19 protein-coding genes are annotated in these 18697 nt (G+C 72.0%); 14 read left to right on the top strand and 5 right to left on the bottom strand.

The window, feature by feature from the left end:
* The first annotated feature begins 95 nt into the window (after nt 1-95).
* The 7 genes from AC07DW_RS14420 to AC07DW_RS14390 all read left to right on the top strand — a co-directional run bounded on the left by AC07DW_RS14420 (nt 96) and on the right by AC07DW_RS14390 (nt 7028).
* Nucleotides 96-1052, top strand: coding sequence for a helix-turn-helix transcriptional regulator (locus AC07DW_RS14420; protein WP_478857961.1), 957 nt, complete (start codon nt 96-98; stop codon nt 1050-1052).
* 12 nt (nt 1053-1064) lie between these two features.
* The gene (locus AC07DW_RS14415) at nt 1065-2021 is read left to right on the top strand and encodes a helix-turn-helix transcriptional regulator (protein ID WP_478857960.1); all 957 of its coding nucleotides are present in this window, start codon (nt 1065-1067) and stop codon (nt 2019-2021) included.
* Between the two features lie 84 nt (nt 2022-2105).
* Nucleotides 2106-2336, top strand: coding sequence for a hypothetical protein (locus AC07DW_RS14410; protein ID WP_478857959.1), 231 nt, complete (start codon nt 2106-2108; stop codon nt 2334-2336).
* Nucleotides 2337-2356: 20 nt separating this feature from the next.
* A complete protein-coding gene (locus AC07DW_RS14405; protein WP_478857958.1) occupies nt 2357-2554 on the top strand; it encodes a hypothetical protein in 198 nt (65 codons plus the stop codon).
* Between the two features lie 208 nt (nt 2555-2762).
* Complete coding sequence (tatA, locus tag AC07DW_RS14400; RefSeq protein ID WP_478857957.1) at nt 2763-3047, top strand: Sec-independent protein translocase subunit TatA; 285 nt, start codon at nt 2763-2765, stop codon at nt 3045-3047.
* A gap of 49 nt (nt 3048-3096) precedes the next feature.
* A complete protein-coding gene (tatC, locus tag AC07DW_RS14395; RefSeq protein ID WP_478857956.1) occupies nt 3097-4053 on the top strand; it encodes a twin-arginine translocase subunit TatC in 957 nt (318 codons plus the stop codon).
* 155 nt (nt 4054-4208) lie between these two features.
* Nucleotides 4209-7028 carry a DEAD/DEAH box helicase gene (locus tag AC07DW_RS14390; RefSeq protein WP_478857955.1) on the top strand — a complete coding sequence of 940 codons (2820 nt, stop codon included), beginning with the start codon at nt 4209-4211 and terminating at the stop codon, nt 7026-7028.
* Between the two features lie 152 nt (nt 7029-7180).
* On the opposite strand, the gene AC07DW_RS14385 is transcribed toward AC07DW_RS14390, so the two are convergent.
* Nucleotides 7181-7633, bottom strand: coding sequence for an ABA4-like family protein (locus tag AC07DW_RS14385; RefSeq protein WP_478857954.1), 453 nt, complete (start codon nt 7631-7633; stop codon nt 7181-7183).
* Nucleotides 7630-8547 (bottom strand): hypothetical protein, encoded by a 918-nt coding sequence (locus AC07DW_RS14380; RefSeq protein ID WP_478858058.1) that lies wholly within the window; start codon nt 8545-8547, stop codon nt 7630-7632. The genes AC07DW_RS14385 and AC07DW_RS14380 overlap by 4 nt, the downstream gene beginning before the upstream one ends.
* Before the next feature lie 177 nt (nt 8548-8724).
* Here AC07DW_RS14380 and AC07DW_RS14375 point away from each other — a divergent pair, with 177 nt between their 5' ends.
* Complete coding sequence (locus AC07DW_RS14375; RefSeq protein WP_478857953.1) at nt 8725-9537, top strand: MerR family transcriptional regulator; 813 nt, start codon at nt 8725-8727, stop codon at nt 9535-9537.
* A gap of 443 nt (nt 9538-9980) precedes the next feature.
* On the opposite strand, the gene AC07DW_RS14370 is transcribed toward AC07DW_RS14375, so the two are convergent.
* Together AC07DW_RS14370 and AC07DW_RS14365 are read right to left on the bottom strand one after the other, a co-directional pair.
* Entirely contained in the window at nt 9981-10832 is an 852-nt protein-coding gene (locus AC07DW_RS14370; protein ID WP_478857952.1) for a siderophore-interacting protein, read from the bottom strand.
* 49 nt (nt 10833-10881) lie between these two features.
* Nucleotides 10882-11787 (bottom strand): 5'-3' exonuclease, encoded by a 906-nt coding sequence (locus tag AC07DW_RS14365; protein WP_478858057.1) that lies wholly within the window; start codon nt 11785-11787, stop codon nt 10882-10884.
* Between the two features lie 178 nt (nt 11788-11965).
* Here AC07DW_RS14365 and AC07DW_RS14360 point away from each other — a divergent pair, with 178 nt between their 5' ends.
* Both AC07DW_RS14360 and AC07DW_RS14355 read left to right on the top strand, forming a co-directional pair.
* On the top strand, nt 11966-12508 hold the full coding sequence (locus AC07DW_RS14360) for a helix-turn-helix domain-containing protein (RefSeq protein ID WP_478857951.1): 543 nt from the start codon (nt 11966-11968) through the stop codon (nt 12506-12508).
* Nucleotides 12509-12527: 19 nt separating this feature from the next.
* The gene (locus tag AC07DW_RS14355; RefSeq protein WP_478857950.1) at nt 12528-13256 is read left to right on the top strand and encodes a helical backbone metal receptor; all 729 of its coding nucleotides are present in this window, start codon (nt 12528-12530) and stop codon (nt 13254-13256) included.
* Here AC07DW_RS14355 and AC07DW_RS14350 read toward each other — a convergent pair.
* Nucleotides 13174-14286, bottom strand: coding sequence for a TDT family transporter (locus tag AC07DW_RS14350; RefSeq protein WP_478857949.1), 1113 nt, complete (start codon nt 14284-14286; stop codon nt 13174-13176). The two genes, AC07DW_RS14355 and AC07DW_RS14350, sit on opposite strands and share 83 nt — an antisense overlap.
* 70 nt (nt 14287-14356) lie before the next feature.
* Between AC07DW_RS14350 and AC07DW_RS14345 the strand changes: the two genes are divergently transcribed.
* From AC07DW_RS14345 to AC07DW_RS14330, 4 genes are all read left to right on the top strand, one after another.
* A complete protein-coding gene (locus AC07DW_RS14345) occupies nt 14357-15256 on the top strand; it encodes a LysR family transcriptional regulator (protein WP_478857948.1) in 900 nt (299 codons plus the stop codon).
* Between the two features lie 145 nt (nt 15257-15401).
* Nucleotides 15402-15848 (top strand): hypothetical protein, encoded by a 447-nt coding sequence (locus AC07DW_RS14340; protein WP_478857947.1) that lies wholly within the window; start codon nt 15402-15404, stop codon nt 15846-15848.
* Entirely contained in the window at nt 15848-18022 is a 2175-nt protein-coding gene (locus AC07DW_RS14335) for a hypothetical protein (RefSeq protein WP_478857946.1), read from the top strand. The genes AC07DW_RS14340 and AC07DW_RS14335 overlap by 1 nt, the downstream gene beginning before the upstream one ends.
* 24 nt (nt 18023-18046) lie before the next feature.
* Nucleotides 18047-18676 (top strand): hypothetical protein, encoded by a 630-nt coding sequence (locus AC07DW_RS14330; protein WP_478857945.1) that lies wholly within the window; start codon nt 18047-18049, stop codon nt 18674-18676.
* Nucleotides 18677-18697 lie beyond the last annotated feature (21 nt).

Below are 18697 nucleotides of genomic sequence, written 5' to 3'. Positions count from 1 at the left end.
CGGGCCCTCGGCCGTGCCATGACTTTTGCCGCGACACCCCGGGGCGGTACGTTGAGCGGGAAAAGTGACTCCATAAGAAGAGGTGCAGGGCGTCGATGGCGATTGCCAAGGCCGAGCGGCTGATGAATCTGGCGCTGTGCCTGCTGGGAACCCGGCGCCCGCTGAGCAAGCGGGAACTGCGCAGCTCCATCGAGGCCTACCTGGAAGCCGGCTCCGACGACTCCTTCAACCGCATGTTCGAGCGCGACAAGGACGACCTGCGCGAGCTCGGCCTGGTCATCGAGACCGTGGAGAACCTCGACGGGGAGACCGGCTACCTCGCCCGCCGCGACTCCAACCGGCTGCCTCCGATCCACTTCGACGCCGAGGAGGCCGCCGCACTCGGCCTGGCCGCCAAGGTCTGGCAGCAGGCCCGGCTCGCCGGCGCCGCCAGCGGGGCCCTGCAGAAGCTGCGGGCCGCCGGCATGCCGGAGGCGGAGGACACGTACGACACCCCGCACAGCGCCCTCGAACCGCGCATCCCCGTCCACGAGGCGGCCTTCGAGCCGCTGATGCTGGCCTGCCGCGACCGGCGTCCCGTCGTCTTCGAGTACCGCAAGGCCAACGCCGCGCGCCCCGAGACCCGACACGTCGAGCCCTGGACCCTGGAGTGCTGGCGCGGGCACTGGTACCTGGCCGGCTGGGACCGCGAGCGGGGCGCCGAGCGCGTCTTCCGGCTCTCCCGGATCACCGGCAAGGTCCGCTCCCGGGCCGGCGCGTTCACCGCGCCCGTACCGGACGTGTCGACCGTGCGCGAGACCGTCGAGAGCTGGGCGGGGGAGACGGCCACCCGGTCCGCCCTGATCCGGCTGCGCACCGACTGCGGCTACCCGCTGCGCGCCCGCGCCCTGTCGGTGCGGGAGCTGGGGGACGGCTGGGACGAGCTGGAGATTCCGTACGGGCACGGTCTGGACGCCTGGCTCGTGGAGTTCGGACCGGACGTCGTCGTGCTGGAGCCCGCCGATCTGCGGGCCGATGTGATGGACCGGCTGCGTGCCGTGGCCAAGGGCTGAGGGGGACGAACGATGGCCGCGAACGCGATCGACCAGACCAGGCGGATGCTCTCGCTGGTGACCTACCTGCGGGAGCGCCCCGGCGCGCACGTCGGCGACGTCGCACGGGCGTTCGGCATCACCGAGGACGAGCTGATCTCCGACCTCGACGTCCTGCCGATGTGCGGGACCAGTTTCCGGGGCGGTGACCTGCTCGACATCGACACGGACGGCGAGCAGATCTGGTGGCACAACCCCGACGACGTCGCCGAGCCGCTGCGCCTCGCCGCCGACGAGGCGACCGCGCTGCTGGTCGCGGCCCGGGCCGTCGCCACTCTGCCCGGACTGCGGGAGGGTGACCGGGAGGCGCTGCTGCGCGCCACCGCCAAGCTGGAGGCCGCGGCGGGCGAGGCGGCGGGCGCCAGTTCCCGGCTGTCGGTGACGTTCGAGTCCGAGGGCGGGGTGTTCGCCGAGGTCGACCGCGCCATCTCGGAGCGGCGCAGACTGTGGCTGCGCTACTACTCGCCCGCGCGGGACGAGCTCACCGAGCGGGAGGTCGACCCGATCCGGCTCTTCGCCGTCGGCCACACCTATATGGAGGCCTGGTGCCGCCTGTCCGAGGCGCGGCGCACCTTCCGGCTCGACCGGGTGGCCGAGATCCGGCTGCTGGACGACCCCTCCGCGCCGCCCGAGATCGAGCTGCGGGACCTGTCCGAAGGTCTGGTCCAGCCGTCGGCCGACGACCCGGAGGTCGTGGTGGAGGTGGGGCCCGGCGGCCGGTGGGTGGCCGAGTACTACCCGCACGACAGCGCCGAGGAACTGCCAGACGGCGGCCTGCGCATCACCCTCCGTACGCCGGACCCGACGTCGCTCCGGCGGCTCGCGCTGCGGCTGGGCGGGGAGGGCCGGATCGTCTCCCCGCCGGAGCTGGCCGCGAGCGCCCGGGAGGCGGCGTGCGAGGCGCTGGCCGGGTACGGGAGCGGGGCGTAGGCGAGAGCCCGGCGGGGCCCGGTCCGGGCAGCCGTTGGAACGAGTTGAATCGAGGATGTGTCCGTGATGCCCGGAATGGTGTCGATGGCTTCGACCCCGGTCCTCTTCAAGGCGGCCTGCCCCGTGTGTCAGGCCCGCTTCGAACTCTCGGCCGGTTCCCTGCGCCTGGCGATCGGCGCCAGCCGGCGGACCACCTTCTACTCCTTCACCTGCCCGGAGTGCGGCTCCGCCGTGCGCAAACCCGCCGGTGAGCGCATCGTCGAGCTCCTCACCGGCGGTGGCGTGCGGACCCTGCGCCTCCACTCCACCGTCTGAACGTCGTCTAGGCTCTGCGCATGTTCTGGCCCATGCTCGCCATCGCCCTCGGGTTCCTCGGAATCGCCGTCCTCGGTGTCCTCGGCATCCGGGTGTTCATCGAAGCCGAACGGCTCGGCCGTCAAGTGACGTACACCACACAGCGCATCAACCGTGCCGCCGAGGACCTGGAGCGGGCGGCCACCGATCTGGCCGGCGCCGGCGAAGCGCTGCGCTGACGCGCGGTCTCCTCCCGCGCCTGCGTGAGAGGTACGCTGCTGGCTCGGGCGCAGGTGCTGAGCGCCTGCCCGGAACGCGGAGTATGCACAGGGATTGCCCGACGTTTACCCGTGCGAGTTACGATCCTTGCAGCATGGGACTGGACAACCGTCCGGTCGCGCAGGTAAGTACCACTCCCCCCAGCCGCCTCGGTGAGAAGGAAGTCACATGATCGGCAATCTGAAGCCCCTCGAGATCGTTCTGATCATCGTCGTCATCCTGCTGCTCTTCGGTGCCAAGAAGCTTCCCGAGATGGCGCGTTCGCTGGGCAAGTCGGCTCGCATCCTCAAGAGCGAGGCGAAGGCCATGAAGAAGGACGACGCCGAGTCCGCCCCGGCGCCCACCACGGACACCACGGCCCAGCAGCAGTCCGCGCCCCGCACCATCCAGGCCGCCCCCGGCGACGTGAGCAGCGCCCGCCCGGTCGCCGAGCAGAACACCACCAAGAGCTGACGCACACGCGCTGACGGCTGCCGCACTCGCACGAGACAAGGGAAGTGGGTTGCTCAAGTCTGCCCGCAAGCGGGAGAAGGACGACGAGGGGCGGATGCCCCTTGTCGATCATTTGCGTGAACTGCGGAACCGGCTGCTGAAGGCGGTCCTGGCGATTCTCGTCGTCACGGTTGCGGCGGCCTTCTTCCAGAAGGACATCTTCGAGTTCCTCATGAGGCCGATCATCAGCTCGGTCGGTTGTGAGGGCGCTGTCGTCGTCCAGAAGAACGGGCAATTGTGTGCGGTCCTGAAGACGGACACGCTGATCTCGCCTTTCACGATTGCCCTCAAGGTCGCCCTCATGGCGGGCGTCCTTGCGGCGACCCCCGTGTGGCTTTACCAGCTGTGGGCGTTCGTCGCCCCGGGCCTGCACCGGCACGAGAGGCGTTACGCCTATGCGTTCGTGGCGGCAGGCGTCCCTCTGTTCGTGGCGGGTGCCTACCTCGCGTACGCGATCCTGCCGCAGACAGCGGCGATCATGCTCAGCTTCACGCCGTCCGATACGCAGAACCAAATCTCACTCGACGACTATCTCGACCTGATCACCCGCATGGTGATCGTTTTCGGCCTCGCCTTCGAGCTGCCCCTGCTTCTCATCGCCCTCAACATGACGGGCGCCATCAGCGGCAAGCGGATGCTCGGCTGGTGGCGTGGCATGATCATCGGCCTCACCGCGTTCGCGGCCATCGCCACTCCTGGCGGCGAGCCGCTCTCCATGCTGCTGCTGGCGGGGCCGCTTGCTGTGCTGTACTTCCTGGCGACCGGGTTCTCGCTGCTGAACGACGTGCGCCGGCGACGCGGGAATCGGGATGCCGAGCTGAGCGAGGACGAAGCCTCCGAGCTGGACCTCACGCCCGAGGCCATCGGCGCCGTCGAGCCCGTCCCCTCCGCGCCCGCCCTGCCCGAGCAGGCGGACGGAGGCCGCTCGCAGCGGCTGAACGGCAGCGGGTACGACGACATCACCTGACGAGTGCGCCCGGCGCACGCCCATGCGAACGAAGGCCCTCCAGGCGACCTGGAGGGCCTTCGGCCGTCTCCGCCGCGTACGCCCCCGGTCACGGAACGAGGAGGTGATTAAAGATCGGCTGACTGTCAGTGGCGGCGGGTAGGCTCGAAGACAAGATGACAGAAGAACTCACACCCGCGGAAGCGTACGCAGCCGCCCGGCGCCGTGCCGCCGAGGAGGCGACCGCGCTCGCTCCATTCCGCGCCCTGTACGACTTCGAGCTGGACCCGTTCCAGATCGAGGCATGCCAGGCCCTCGAGGCGGGCAAGGGGGTACTCGTCGCGGCACCCACCGGCTCGGGCAAGACCATCGTCGGTGAGTTCGCCGTGCACCTCGCCCTGGAGCAGGGGCGCAAGTGCTTCTACACCACGCCCATCAAGGCCCTGTCCAACCAGAAGTACGCGGACCTCGTCAAGCGGTACGGGGCGGACAAGGTCGGTCTCCTGACCGGCGACAACAGCGTGAACTCCGAGGCGCCGGTGGTGGTCATGACCACCGAGGTGCTCCGCAACATGCTGTACGCGGGCTCCCAGTCCCTCCGGGGTTTGGGGTATGTGGTGATGGACGAGGTGCACTACCTCTCGGACCGGTTCCGCGGAGCCGTCTGGGAGGAAGTGATCATCCACCTCCCCGAGTCCGTGACCCTGGTCTCGCTCTCCGCGACCGTGTCCAACGCCGAGGAGTTCGGTGACTGGCTCGACACGGTCCGCGGCGACACCGAGGTGATCGTCTCCGAGAGCCGGCCGGTGCCGCTGTGGCAGCACGTCCTGGCGGGACGCCGGATCTACGACCTCTTCGAGGAGGAGACCGACCACGGCGGCCGCGGCTCCGGGCGGCGGGAGGTCAACCCCGACCTGGTGCGCCTCGCGCGCATGGAGAACTCGCGCCCGATGGGCGGCCGTGACCGGCGGCGCGGCCGGGAGGCCGACCGCGAGCGGGAGCGGCGGCAGCGCTCGCGGATCTGGACACCGGGACGGCCCGAGGTCATCGAGCGGCTGGACGCCGAGGGGCTGCTGCCCGCGATCACGTTCATCTTCAGCCGCGCGGGCTGCGAGTCGGCCGTACAGCAGTGCCTGTACGCCGGGCTCCGTCTGAACGACGAGGAGGGGCGCGCCCGCGTCCGGGAGATCGTCGAGCAGCGCACCGCCTCGATCCCCACCGAGGACCTGCACGTCCTCGGGTACTACGAGTGGCTGGAGGGCCTGGAGCGGGGTATCGCGGCGCACCACGCGGGCATGCTCCCGACCTTCAAGGAGGTCGTCGAGGACCTGTTCGTACGCGGCCTGGTCAAGGCCGTGTTCGCCACGGAGACGCTGGCGCTCGGCATCAACATGCCTGCCCGCTCGGTGGTGCTGGAGAAGCTGGTCAAGTGGAACGGCGAGCAGCACGCCGACATCACGCCGGGCGAGTACACCCAGCTCACCGGGCGCGCGGGGCGGCGCGGCATCGACGTCGAGGGGCACGCGGTCGTGCTCTGGCAGCGCGGCATGGACCCCGGCCACCTCGCGGGCCTGGCCGGCACCCGTACGTACCCGCTGCGTTCCAGCTTCAAGCCGTCGTACAACATGGCGGTCAACCTGGTCGACCAGTTCGGCCGGCACCGCTCGCGCGAGCTGCTGGAGACCTCGTTCGCGCAGTTCCAGGCGGACCGGTCGGTGGTCGGGATCTCCCGCCAGGTCCAGCGGAACGAGGAGGGGCTCGACGGCTACCGGGAGGGCATGACGTGCCACCTCGGCGACTTCGAGGAGTACGCGCGGCTGCGCCGCGAGCTCAAGGAACGTGAGACGGAGCTGGCCAAGCAGGGTGCCGCGCAGCGCCGGGTGGCCGCCGCCACGTCGCTGGAGCGGCTCAAGCCGGGCGACGTCATCCATGTGCCGACGGGCAAGTTCGCCGGGCTCGCGCTGGTGCTGGACCCGGGGTTGCCGGCCGGACGGGCCAACGGGCACCGGGGCTTCGAGCACCAGGACGGGCCGCGCCCGCTGGTGCTCACCGCCGAGCGGCAGGTCAAGCGGCTGGCGTCGATCGACTTCCCGGTGCCGGTGGAGCCGCTGGAGCGGATGCGCATTCCCAAGTCGTTCAACCCGCGCTCCCCGCAGTCGCGGCGCGACCTGGCGTCCGCGCTGCGGACCAAGGCCGGGCACATGGCGCCGGAGCGGCACCGCAAGCAGCGCTCCGCCGCCGCCGACGACCGGGAGATCTCCCGCCTGCGCACGGCGCTGCGCGCACACCCCTGCCACGGGTGCGACGAGCGGGAGGACCACGCGCGGTGGGCCGAGCGGTACCACCGGCTGCAGCGCGACACGCGGCAGTTGGAGCGGCGCATCGAGGGGCGTACGAACACCATCGCCCGCACCTTCGACCGGATCGTCGCGCTGCTGACGGAGATGGACTACCTGCGCGGCGACGAGGTCACGGAGCACGGCAAGCGGCTCGCCCGCCTCTACGGCGAGTTGGACCTGCTGGCCAGTGAGTGCCTGCGCGACGACGTCTGGGAGGGCCTCAACCCGGCCGAACTGGCCGCGTGCGTCTCGGCCCTGGTCTACGAGGCCCGGCAGGCGGACGACGCGGTCGCGCCGAAGCTGCCGTCCGGGAAGGCCAAGGCGGCGCTCGGCGAGATGGTGCGGATCTGGGGACGGCTGGACGCCCTGGAGGAGGACTTCCGCATCAACCAGGCGGAGGGCGTCGGCCAGCGGGAACCCGACCTCGGGTTCGCCTGGGCCGCCTACCAGTGGGCCTCCGACAAGGGCCTCGACGAGGTGCTGCGCGAGGCCGAGATGCCGGCCGGCGACTTCGTCCGCTGGTGCAAGCAGGTCATCGACGTCCTCGGCCAGATCGCGGCGGCCGCACCGAGGGAGAACAGCACGGTCTCCAAGAACGCCCGCAAGGCGGTCGACGCGCTGCTGCGGGGCGTCGTCGCCTACAGCTCCGTGGGCTGACCCCGTCGGCGTCCGCGGCCGACACCGACGAAGGGCCCGGCCGGGGCTTTCCCGGCCGGGCCCTTCGTCACTGCCCGGGACCGGCCGCGAGCCCCTCGGCCAACGCGACGAGCCCGGGCGTGCGCAGTACCCGGTCGCCGTGACGTACGGCGTCAGCGTAGGGCGGGGCGGTCGTCGTGGGGGGACGGGGTCCGGAGGCGGGTCGCGCGGACGGCGAGGAACAGCAGAAGGCCGATGGGGGACAGCAGGACGGTCAGGAGCAGCAGGGGGCCGGTCAGGAGCGGGTGGAGGCCGAGGCGGCGGGCTTCCAGGTACATCCACTGGCCGATCAGCAGGTCCCAGGCGATGACCTGGGCCCAGATCGCGCCGGCGCCGTCGGCGAGGGCGACCAGGGCGCGGAACGTGTCCAGGTCGGGTTCGCGTACGGCGGTCCACAGGTCGGGGAACACCGGTACGGCCAGGCCGAGGTAGACCAGCAGGATGGGGACGACGGTGAGGGGCGACGCGGCGATCCGGGACGTCCAGGACCAGTTGGGGGCCAGGATCATCAACAGCCAGACCGGTGCGGCCAGGTAGAAGGAGAGCTCGAAGAGGAAGACGGTCATGCCGCGTGCTCCGGTTCCTTGGAGGGGTGTGCGGGGGCCGGGGGAAGTGCGGGGGCGGCGGCCGGGCGGCGCAGCACTGCCCACGTCGCCGTCCCGAGGACGACCAGGACCAGGGCGGCCGCGGTGAGCGTCGTCCCGTCGGGGTGGACCAGTGGCTGCCCGCGCAGCGCCTGCCAGGTGAGCAGGGCGAGGACCGCCGCGTACGCCGCCGAGGCCACCAGCACCAGGCGGAGCCGGAGCCGCTCGTCGCTCAGCCGGGTGAAGCGCGGAGCCAGGGCCAGGAGGGCCAGGGCCAGGAGCGGGAGCAGCTGCAGGGCGTGCATGCCCACGAAGTGCGGGACGCGCAGGTCGCCGCCGGTCGTCGACCAGCCGGTGAGGGGCATGCCCGGACCGCCGTCCGGGACGCCGACGGCGTGCGCGCCGAGGGTGTCGGAGGTGCCGTCCCGCTGGTCGGGTGTCGGCAGCGTCATCAGGAAGCCGAGCCCCGCGCCCGTCAGCGTGAGCACTGTGCTCAGCCTGATGGCCCAGGCGGACGCCCGGTCCGCGAGGGGAGCGCGGAAGAGGAGGACGGCGAGGACGAGCGTCGCGACCCACAGGGCGACGATGGTCGCCCCCATGACGTCGAACAGCGCGGCGTCGAACGGCGTTTCGCGATTGAAGTGGCTGCGCCTGCCACGGACCGCCTGGCCGGTGATCACGACCATCTCCGCCGCGCCCGCCACCGCGACGACCGTCCCCGCCCACCAGCCCGCCCGCCGGAAGCGCGGGAGCAGGGAGAGCATCCACGCCAGCGAGAGGCAATAGGCGACGAAGGAGACGGAGAACTTCAACGGCTTGGACCAGACCGGTGCGCCCACGACCACGCGGTCGTCGACGGCCAGGCCGGCCGCGGACACGACGGCGAGGACCACCATCGCTCCGGAGAAGAGCGTCAACGGCCTGTGGAGGCCGGAAAGTCGGCTGCGAAGGGACATGATCCCTGAACCCCCCTGTAATTGGATAGTGGCACTCTCTGCTATCCGGTAGTGGGACTATCTATGATGGGCGGCGACTTGGCAAGGCCGGACGACGAAGAAGAAGGTGAGCGCCGCGTGCGCATCGGCGAGTTGAGCCGCAGGACCGGGGTGTCGGTGCCGACGATCAAGTACTACGTACGGGAGGGCCTCCTCCCGGCGGGACGCTTGAGCAGCCCCAACCAGGCCAGCTACGACGAGGGGCACGAACGCAGGCTGCGGCTCATCCGGGCGCTGCTGGACGAGGGCGGGCTGTCGGTGGCCGCGATCCGCGAGGTGCTCGCCGCGGTCGACGACACCGGCCGGCCGGTTCACAAGGTGCTGGGCGAGGCCGCCGACCGCCTCGCCTCGCGGCCCGTCGGCGAGCCCGACGCAGCGCTGGACGCGGCACGGACCGCGGTGTCGGAACTCGTCGCCAGGCACGGCTGGCGGGTGGATGTGAAGAGTCCCCAGGCCCAGGCCCTGGCCGGCGCGCTCGCGGCGCTCCAGCGGGTGGGGCACGGGGCGTTCGTGGAAATGCTGGACGACTACGCGGACGCCGCCGAGCGGGTCGCCCGCGCCGACCTCGCGTACGTGGCGCGCAACGCCAGGCGCGAGGACCTGGTGGAGAGCGCGGTGGTCGGAACCGTGCTGGGCGACGCGGTCCTGGCGGCCCTGCGACGGCTCGCGCACGTGGACGCCTCGGCCCGGGCGTACGGAGACGGGCGCGGGGAGGACGGAGAGCGGCGCGGGGGCGAGGCGCAGCGCGAGGGCGGGGAGGTCCGCGAAGGCGGCGGGGCCGGACGCGGAGCCGGTGAACCGGACCGGGGCGGCGACGGGCGTCGCGGCCGGGGCGGGAGCGGTGGCGGCGAGGGCGGCGCCCGTGCGGGCGGGGGCGGTGGTGGCGGCTGACCCCCGCGCCGGGCGGGCGGGGCGTGTGCGGGGCGTGGGGCCGGTGTTGGGCGTGGTGGGGCGTGGGGCCTGCCGGGTGTGGGGTGTGAGGCCCGTGGCGTGGGGCCGGTGTTGGATGCGGCGATGCGCCGGGCGGGTGCCGGCGGGGGCGGTGCCGGGTGTGGTGGGCCGTGGGGTGTGGCCCGTGCCGGGCGTGGGGCTGGGGCCCGTTCCCGGTGGGGCGGGCGCGCGGCCCGTTCCCGGCGGGACGGCGGCGCGCCCGGCGCGTGGCCTCCCGGCCGCGTCCGGGCCGACACCGCGGTGCCCGTGCGGGAGGGTTCCTGGCCAGTCCGGGCGCGGGGCACCGGCGGGACCGGGCGTCCGGGCGCCCGTAGCCGCAGCGGCTCGGCCGCGGCGGGCGCGGCCCCCTGGCGGCGGAGTCGTGAACGGGGCCGCGGGAGGGCTCAGGCGGCGGTCGGCGGGGTCTCCTGCTCGCGCTCCACCTGCTCGTTCCAGTCCCGCTTGATCGCGCGCCAGGCCTCGTCCGTCTTGCCCAGGCGCCAGTAGCCCGAGATGGAGAGGCGCTCGAGGGGGATACGGCGCTCCAGCCGGAGGTGACGGCGCAGGTCCCTGACGAAACCCGCCTCGCCGTGGACGAACGCGTGCACGTCGCCCGGCGGGATGTCCAGGCCCCGCACCGCGGCCAGCAGCGCCTCGCCGACCGGACGTCCGGCGCGGTGCAGCCAGCGGAGCTCCACGCCCGGCGGGACGGCGACCTTCTGCTCCTCATCGGGGGACTCGACCTCGATCAGGGCGTGCCCCACGGCGTCCTCCGGCAGCCGCTCCAGCGACGCGGCGATCGCGGGCAGCGCGCTCTCGTCGCCCACCAGCAGGTGCCTGTCCGCCGCCGGGTCCGGGGCATACCCCCCGCCCGGTCCCAGGAAGCGCACCGTGTCGCCCACCCCCGCCCGGGCCGCCCATGGACCGGCCAGGCCCTCGTCGCCGTGGACGACGAAGTCGACCGTCAGCTCGCGCTGGGCGGAGTCCCACGCCCGCACCGTGTACGTACGTGTGGTGGGCCACTGCTCGCGCGGGAACTCCTCGCGGATCCGCGTCATGTCGAACGGCTCCGGGTAGGTCACGCCGGGCGCCGCGAAGAGCAGCTTGATGTAGTGGTCGGTGAACTCGTCCGCGGTGAACCCGTCCAGTCCGTCACCGCCGAGGACGATGCGCACCATGTGCGGCGTGAGCCGTTCGGTGCGCACGACACGTGCCTCTCGCGCCTTGGGTGCCTTGCGAGCCGGCTGTTCCGCCACGGTGGTCTCCCCGAGAGTATGGTTGCTTAGGCTTACCTAAGCTAACACTTCAGCCCCGGAGAGTCGTGAGGAGCCGGTCGAGGGAGCCGCCCAGCCCCCAGCGCGACGCCAGCCTCTCCAGCTCGGCCGGGTCGCGCGGCCGGGCCGGCAGCGCCGGGTCGTGATCCGGCAGGGGTACGTCCCCGGCGACCCGGACCACCTTCGGCGCGACCGCCACGTAGTCCCGCGCCTCGTCGATCCGACGGCGCTGCGCGGGCGTGAGCCCCGAGGCCGGATCGTCCACCGCCGCCATGATCCCGGCCAGGTCACCGTAGGTGTCCAGCAGCTTGGCCGCCGTCTTCTCACCGATGCCCGGCACGCCCGGGAGCCCGTCGCTCGGGTCGCCGCGCAGCAGCGCCAGGTCCGCGTAACCCGGCCCGTCCACGCCGTACTTGGCACGCAGCCACGCCTCGTCCGTGACCTGGAGCGTGCCGACCCCCTTGAGCGGATACAGCACCCGCACCCCCCGGGCGTCGTCCACCAGCTGGTACAGGTCCCGGTCGCCGGTCACGATGTCCACCGGGCCCGCCGCCCGCCCCGCCAGGGTCCCGATGACGTCGTCCGCCTCGTACCCGGCGACGCCCACCCGGGCGATGCCCAGCGCGTCGAGCACCGCCTCGATCACCGGGACCTGGGGCGACAGCGTGTCCGGGACCTCCTCCTCGTCCGGCCCCGCCTCCGTCTCCCGCGCGACCCGGTGCGCCTTGTACGACGGGATCAGCTCCACCCGCCAGGCCGGCCGCCAGTCGGCGTCCATGCAGGCCACCAGGTCGTCCGGCCGCCGGTCCTGGACCAGCCGGGCGATGAAGTCCAGCAGCCCCCGCACGGCGTTGACCGGCGTGCCGTCCGGGGCCTTCACGGAGTCGGGGACCCCGAAGTAGGCGCGGAAGTAGAGGGAAGCGGTGTCGAGGAGCATCAGGCGTCGCGTCACGTCTCCGATCATGCCGCACCCCACTGACAGCGCCCCCTTCCGACAGCACCCCCACGTCGCGGACGCTTCCCGGGCCCCGTCGCTTCGCGTCTTTCCCTCCCGTTGCGCTACTCGGTGGTACCGCCGCTGCGTAAGGTGGTCGCAGAGGGAGGGAGCCGAGGAGATGGACGAGAAGGAGACGCTCCGGGTGGGCGTGGCCGTCCGCAGGAGGCGAAGAGCCATGGCGCTCACCCTCGCCGCGGTGGCCGAGCGCAGTGGGCTGTCCGTGCCCTTCCTGAGCCAGATCGAGAACGAGCGCGCCCGCCCCAGCGAACGCTCGCTCCAGCAGATCGCGGACGCCCTGGAGACCACCACCGTGGCGCTGCTCGACGCCGCCGACCCGGCACGCACGGTCGACGTCGTACGCGCCACCGACGACCCCGGCCGGCCCGGTGCGCGGGCCCTGGTGCGGGGCCAGCACCAGATGCACGCCGAGGAGTTCACCGGCGAGCACGACGCGGGCCGCGAGCTGGTGCTGCGCAACGACGCCATGCTGTACGTCGCCGACGGCGCCGCCCAGGTGGAGGCCGAGGGCCGGGCGTACCGGCTGGAGCGCGGCGACACGCTGTACCTCTCCGGCGGCGTCCGCCACCGCTGGCGGGCGGGCGACCCACACACCCGGATCCTCGTCGTCTCCGTCGCCGAGCACATCGAGACGACCACCTGATGCGGACGGGGTCCTTCTGATGCGGGTGGTGTCGCTCGTCCCCTCGCTCACCGAGGCCGTCGCCGTCACGGCCCCCGGCCTGCTGGTCGGTGCCACGGACTGGTGCACCCACCCCGCCGGTCTCGACGTCACCCGTATCGGGGGCACCAAGAACCCGGACGTCGCCGCGATCGCCGCCCTCCGCCCCGACCTCGTCGTCGCCAACGAGGAGGAGAACCGGGCCCCCGACCTCGCCGCGCTGCGCGCCGCCGGGCCGGACGTCCTGGTCACCGAGGTGCGCGGCCTGGACCAGGCGTTCGCCGAGCTGGACAGGGTGCTGCGCGCCTGCGGCGTACCGGAGCGCCCGCGCTGGCTGGCGGAGGCCGAGGCGGCCTGGGCGCGGGTGCCGCCCCCGGGCGCGTACCGCAGAGCGGTGGTGCCCGTCTGGCGCCGCCCCTGGATGGTGCTGGGCCGCGAGACCTTCGCGGGCGACCTGCTGGCCCGTCTCGGCGTCGTGAACGTGTACGCGGACCACCCCGAGCGCTATCCGCGCGTATCGCTCGACGAGCTCCGCGCCCGCGGCGCCGACCTCGTCGTCCTGCCGGACGAGCCGTACCGCTTCACCGCCGACGACGGCCCCGAGGCGTTCGGCGGGCTGCCCGCAGCGCTCGTCGACGGCCGGTACCTCACGTGGTACGGGCCGTCGCTCGCCCAGGCCCCTGCGGCGCTGCGAGCAGCGCTCCACCGGCCAGTCCACGGACCGTCCTGACCGCCGCCGTCAGCCACGCCGCCACCAGCAGCACGTACAGCACCACCGCCAGCCAGCGCAGCGCCGCCAGCCCGGTGTGCCGCGCCAGCCCCTCCGCGGCGGTCACGCACGTCCCGACGGGGAAGGTGAACGCCCACCACGTCATCGCGAACCCCATGCCCCGCCGCCACGCCCGCACCACCATGGCCCCGGCCAGCGCCAGCCACAGCAGGGCGAAGCCCATGACCGGCACCCCGTACAGCACGGCGGCCACGCCCGCGTACGGCACGTCCGGCGCCGCGTCGGCGAACGTGGCGGCGGCCGTCGTGGACTGGCCCAGCGGCCCGAGCACCAGGAACAGCGTGGGCGTCAGGGCGAGCGGCAGCGGGCCGCCGGTCACCAGCCGGCCGAAGACCAGCGGCAGCACCACCAGGGTCGCCAGCAGGCTCAGTCCGAACATGCCGTAACAGGCGATCAGCAGCGTCAGCCGCCACTGGCCGGCCGGCAGGTGCGGCACCAGCAGGGGGCCGAGCGCCGCCGAGACCATGGGCGACACGACGGGCAGCAGCCACACCGGGGACGCGGAGTCGACCGTGTGGTGCACCACCATCAGATACGGGACGGTCACCGCGACCGTCAGGCCGATCACCGTTCCCGTGAGGAACAGGGTCGCGTCGAGGGTGACCGCCGCGACCGGACCGAGCCAGTCCGCGCCGGCGACGAGCGCGCCGCCGCCGACCGATACCAGCGCCATGGCCAGGCACCCGTAGAACGGGGCGACGGCCGGATCCAGCAGGTGGGCACGCGCCTGGTCCCGGTGGTGCGCCCAGTGCAGGGCGCGCGCCGCGAGCAGGACGAGCAGCATCAGCAGCGACAGCGCCCAGACGACCGCACAGGCGGTGCGCAGGCCCGGGACGCGGACGGGCAGCGAGGCGCCCGCGCCGGCGACGATCGCGGTGCCCATCACCGTCGCGTACCAGTTGGGTCCGAGGTGCCGGACGGCCATGGCGCGGGGGCGGCGGAGAGGGAGCTGATGCGCGAGGGTTGCCATAAGACCACCCTGACCTGCGCCGATGCGCCCGACCAGAGATCATGTTCCTATGACCCCATAAACTGAATTTATGACTCTCTCGCATCGCGTGCCCGATCTCGGGGCCCTGGAGCTGCTTCTCGCCGTCGCCCGGCACGGCAGCCTCGGCCGGGCGGCGCGCGAGGTCGGCATCACCCAGCCGGCCGCCAGCAGCCGCATTCGCTCCATGGAACGGCAACTGGGCGTCGCGCTGGTGGACCGCTCCCCGCGTGGCTCCCGGCTCACCGCCGCCGGCACCCTGGTCACCGACTGGGCGCGGCGCGTCGTCGAGGCCGCGGAGGCGTTCGACGCGGGCGCCCAGGCGCTGCGCGACCGGCGGGACTCGCGGCTGCGGGTGGCGGCCTCCATGACCATCGCCGAGTACCTGCTGCCCGGCTGGCTCATCGCCCTGCGGGCCGAACGCCCCGACACGGCGGTGTCGCTGCGGGCCGGCAACTCCACCGCCGTCGCGGCCGGCCTGCTGGCGGGGGACGCGGACCTGGGATACGTCGAGGGCCTCGCCGTCCCCGAGGGCCTGGACTCGGTGGTCGTCGCCCACGACCGGCTCGTGGTGGTCGCGGCCCCGTCCCACCGGTGGGCCCGCCGCCGCGCCCCCCTGACGCCCGCCGAACTGGCGGCCACCCCGCTGGTGCTGCGCGAACACGGCTCGGGCACCCGGCAGGTGCTGGACGCGGCGCTGGCGGAGTACGGCGGACTGGCCGCCCCGCTGCTGGAGCTCGCCTCCACGACGGCCGTGAAGGCGGCGGCGGTCACCGGGGCCGGGCCGGCGGTGCTGAGCGAGCTGGCCGTCACCGAGGAGCTCGCCTCCCGTCGCCTGGTCGAGGTCCCGGTGGAGGGCGTGCGCCTGCACCGCGCCCTGCGCGCCGTCTGGCCCACGGGTCCGCTGCCCACCGGCCCGGCCCGCGACCTGCTGTCCCTGGCTCGGGGGTAGGGGCGGACGCCGGGGGAGCAGGGCGGACGGCCCGCCCCAACTCCATGTGTAGGGTCAACCTTTGACGTGTACCGGGCACCTTGAGTCCGTTTCCGTCTGGAACGTCGATCATTTGCTTGTCCGTACGGGGGAAGGAGTCCACCAGATGGCGTGGGACGAATGGGAGCAACTGAAGGCCGACGCCGGTGCCAGAAGCTCCTCGCGAATGCAACTGAACCAGGTGCCGAGCGAGAAGGGCGGCGCCGGGCAGCAGGGCGACCTGACGGTCGATCAGCAGGATCTGGCCGCGGTCGGCGACAGCGCGTTCAAGCTGTTCGAAGACCTGGGGCGGTACGGCCGTGACGCCTGGTCCAGCAGTCAGACCGCCGCCAAGGACCTCACGACGCAGGAGTTCGAGCTCGGCGGCGCCCTGCACACGGTGCAGGAGCGGTGGGAGAAGTCGCTCACGACCCTCCTCGACGCCTGCGCCCACATCTCCAACCACATGGACTTCACCAAGAAGGCCCACGCGGGCGACGAGTACCACATCGCGTCGACCACCAGCAGCATCACGGCCCTGATCAAGGGCTTCGACGAGGGGACGAAGCGCTGATGGACCTCGAAGCACTGCGCCACGCCACCTTCTCCACGCTCAGCACCGCGATCACCGACTGGTCCACGGTGGTCAAGAACCTCACGACCCTGGAGAAGCGGTCGCGGGACGACATGAAGGCCAAGGCCGACAAGGCCAACTGGGCGGGTGTCAACGCCACCGTCTCGCGCGAGTTCATCGCCAAGACGGCCGGGGAGTTCTCCGACGCCCTCACCCAGGCCACCTCGATCCGCGACATCCTCAAGGACACCCACGACGAGCTCGTCGGCTATCGGGACCAGTTGAAGAAGGCCCTCGACGACGGTTTCGACAAGGACAAGCTGTCCGTTTACGGAGAGAAGGACGGCGGCTTCCGCGTCATGGCAGCCGTCCACCCGGAGCCGCCGGGTACGGAGCGGAAGGCCGAACTGCTGCGGGACACCGTCCAGCGCATCCTCAACCAGGCCACGACGAGCGACTCCACCGCCGCCCGTGTCCTGCGGGCGATCGCCGAGCAGGCGGACCACGGCTTCTCCGGCGTCAAGCACGGCGACCGGGACTCGGCCGCCGACGCGTTGAAGAAGGCCGACGAGATGGCCAAGCTCGCCAAGGACGCCAAGAAGATGTCACCCGCGGAGCTCGCCGAGTTCCAGCGGACCATGGCCACGTACAAGAACGACGAGCTCTTCGCCGCGCAGTTCGCCTCGAAGCTCGGCGGCAAGGAGACCCTGCAGTTCTGGAACGACGTCGCCGAGCTCCACGCCGGGGCGAGGGGTGAGGAGCTCAAGCAGCTCCAAAGCCTTCAGAAGGACCTGAGCATGACGCTCGCCACCGCCACCCTCTCCGACGCGGACGGCATGGAGAAGTGGAAGCAGAAGGTCCTCGACGAGGCGACCACGGCCTTCCGGACCAATGCCGCCGACCCGTTGCGTCCGAACGGCGCCATGGGCTACCAGGTCATGAGCAGCCTGATGCACCACGGCAAGTACGACGCCGAGTTCCTCGACGCCTACGGCAAGCAGCTCCTGAAGATGGACATGGCGCCGGCCGGTATGACCGGCATGGGAACCAACGACCTGTGGAAGGCCGGGAACGTCACGGACCTCGTCTTCGGCGACGACGACGGCCGGGACCCGCTGATCGGCTACATGAAGGCCCTGTCGCACAATCCGGAGGCCGCGCTCGACACCTTCGACGACAAGAAGGTCTTCGAGCACATGCTGGAGAGCACCCGGTACACCGACCGCGACGGTGCGGTGGCGCAGGCGCTCGAGGCGGCGGTGACGGGCTACGGGGACGGCGAGAAGGCGACCGACATCCGGCCGCACAGCGGGGAGCAGGTCGCCCTGATGCAGGAGGTCATGCACGCGGTCGCGCAGCCGGAGACCGGCGCCGAACTGGTCAACAAGGCCACGGGCGAGAGCTTCGGCGACATGGCGGCCGCCTACATGCCGGAGATCAGCCGGTCGCTCGCCGGCGAGGGAGCCGAGTCGATCTTCTGGAGCAACAGCCAGGATCCCAATGGACTCGACAAGCGGGATACCACGCGGTTCCTGTACGAGACGGCTCGTGACCCCATGGGCCGCGCCGCGATCATCGTCGGGGAGAGCGTCTACACGGCCAGTTCCCTGGAAGCGCACATCGCCCAGCCGGAGCTCTTCGACGGGAAGACGGAGGACGCGGTCAAGGCCATCTCCACGAACGCCGGCATCATCGAGGGCATCGTCGGACACTCGGTCGCGGACGCCGGGATCACCGGCGACCTGGAGGCCGAGAAGGACGCGAACACCGCCCTCAAGACCAAGGGCGACGTCGTCAAGTCCATCCTGTCCGCCGGTGTGGGCGTGGGTACTGTCGCCCTGGTGGGAACGGCTCCGGCGGTGGCCGCGACGGCCGCCGCGGCCAGCGGCTTCTTCGGCGGAATCGCCGGTATGTCCGTCGACCGTCTCATCGACGCCCAGCAGATCGACGGAGCGTTGGACCAGGCCCTTTACGACACTGCCGGGAACTTGAACGACGCCCAGAAGTCGGCCAACCACCAGACGCAGGAAAGCGCCGTCAAGGCCATCGGGGAGCATGGTTCCAAGGAATTGACAGAAGATGCCACGCGGAACATGATCCGCGTGGCGATTCAGGAGGGCTGGGATCTGAGCGACGGCATGCTGGAGGACTCCCACGCCCGGCCGGCCGCGTAACGTCGAGTGGATGTGGAAGGCCTCATGCAGGCACGTCGAAAGAAGAACCTCGGCACCGCGGGGATAGGTTGCCTGGTGGCGATCGCGGCGGTGTTCGGGTATCTGGAGATCTTCACCAAGGGCATCGACAGGCTGCCTGACCGGCCGTGCGACGGTGCGGTGGACCGGGCGACGGCGGCCCGTGCCCTGCCCTCGGCGCGTTCGGCCGAGGAGCGGGGGAAGCTCCGCCGGCTGTCGGACGGGGATTTCTTCTTCGCCTGCTACGTACGCACCAGCGGTGGCTCCGTCATCTCGGGAGAGGTGGAGTCCCGTGACTCGGCTTCCGGTCCGTGGCGTGACTACTACGCGAAGCAGGGGTACGTGGTGGACCCGGTCGAGGTGTCGTCCGGCGACATCAGGGCCGTCGTGCACCCGGACCACGCCTACGTGTACGTCCCCTGCACCCCGCCCGGCAAGAAGCCCGGCGAGGCGCGGAACGCCTATGCGCTGAGCGTCGACGCCCGCACCATCGGTGAGACCCGCGTCCACGGGAACGAGTTGCGGCAGGTCCTCGTCGACTTCGCCTACCAGCTCGCTCGCCACACGTACAAGGCTGCCGACTGCCAGGAGCCGCGGACCTTCCCCGAGGAACTGCCCCGGCTCCCCGCGGCCTGAGCGGCGCGAGGCCCGGCCCGC

The organism is Streptomyces sp. NPDC045701 (assembly GCF_056432045.1).
The sequence above is the reverse complement of the archived record's forward strand: the minus strand, read 5'-3'. Positions and strand labels throughout refer to the sequence as shown.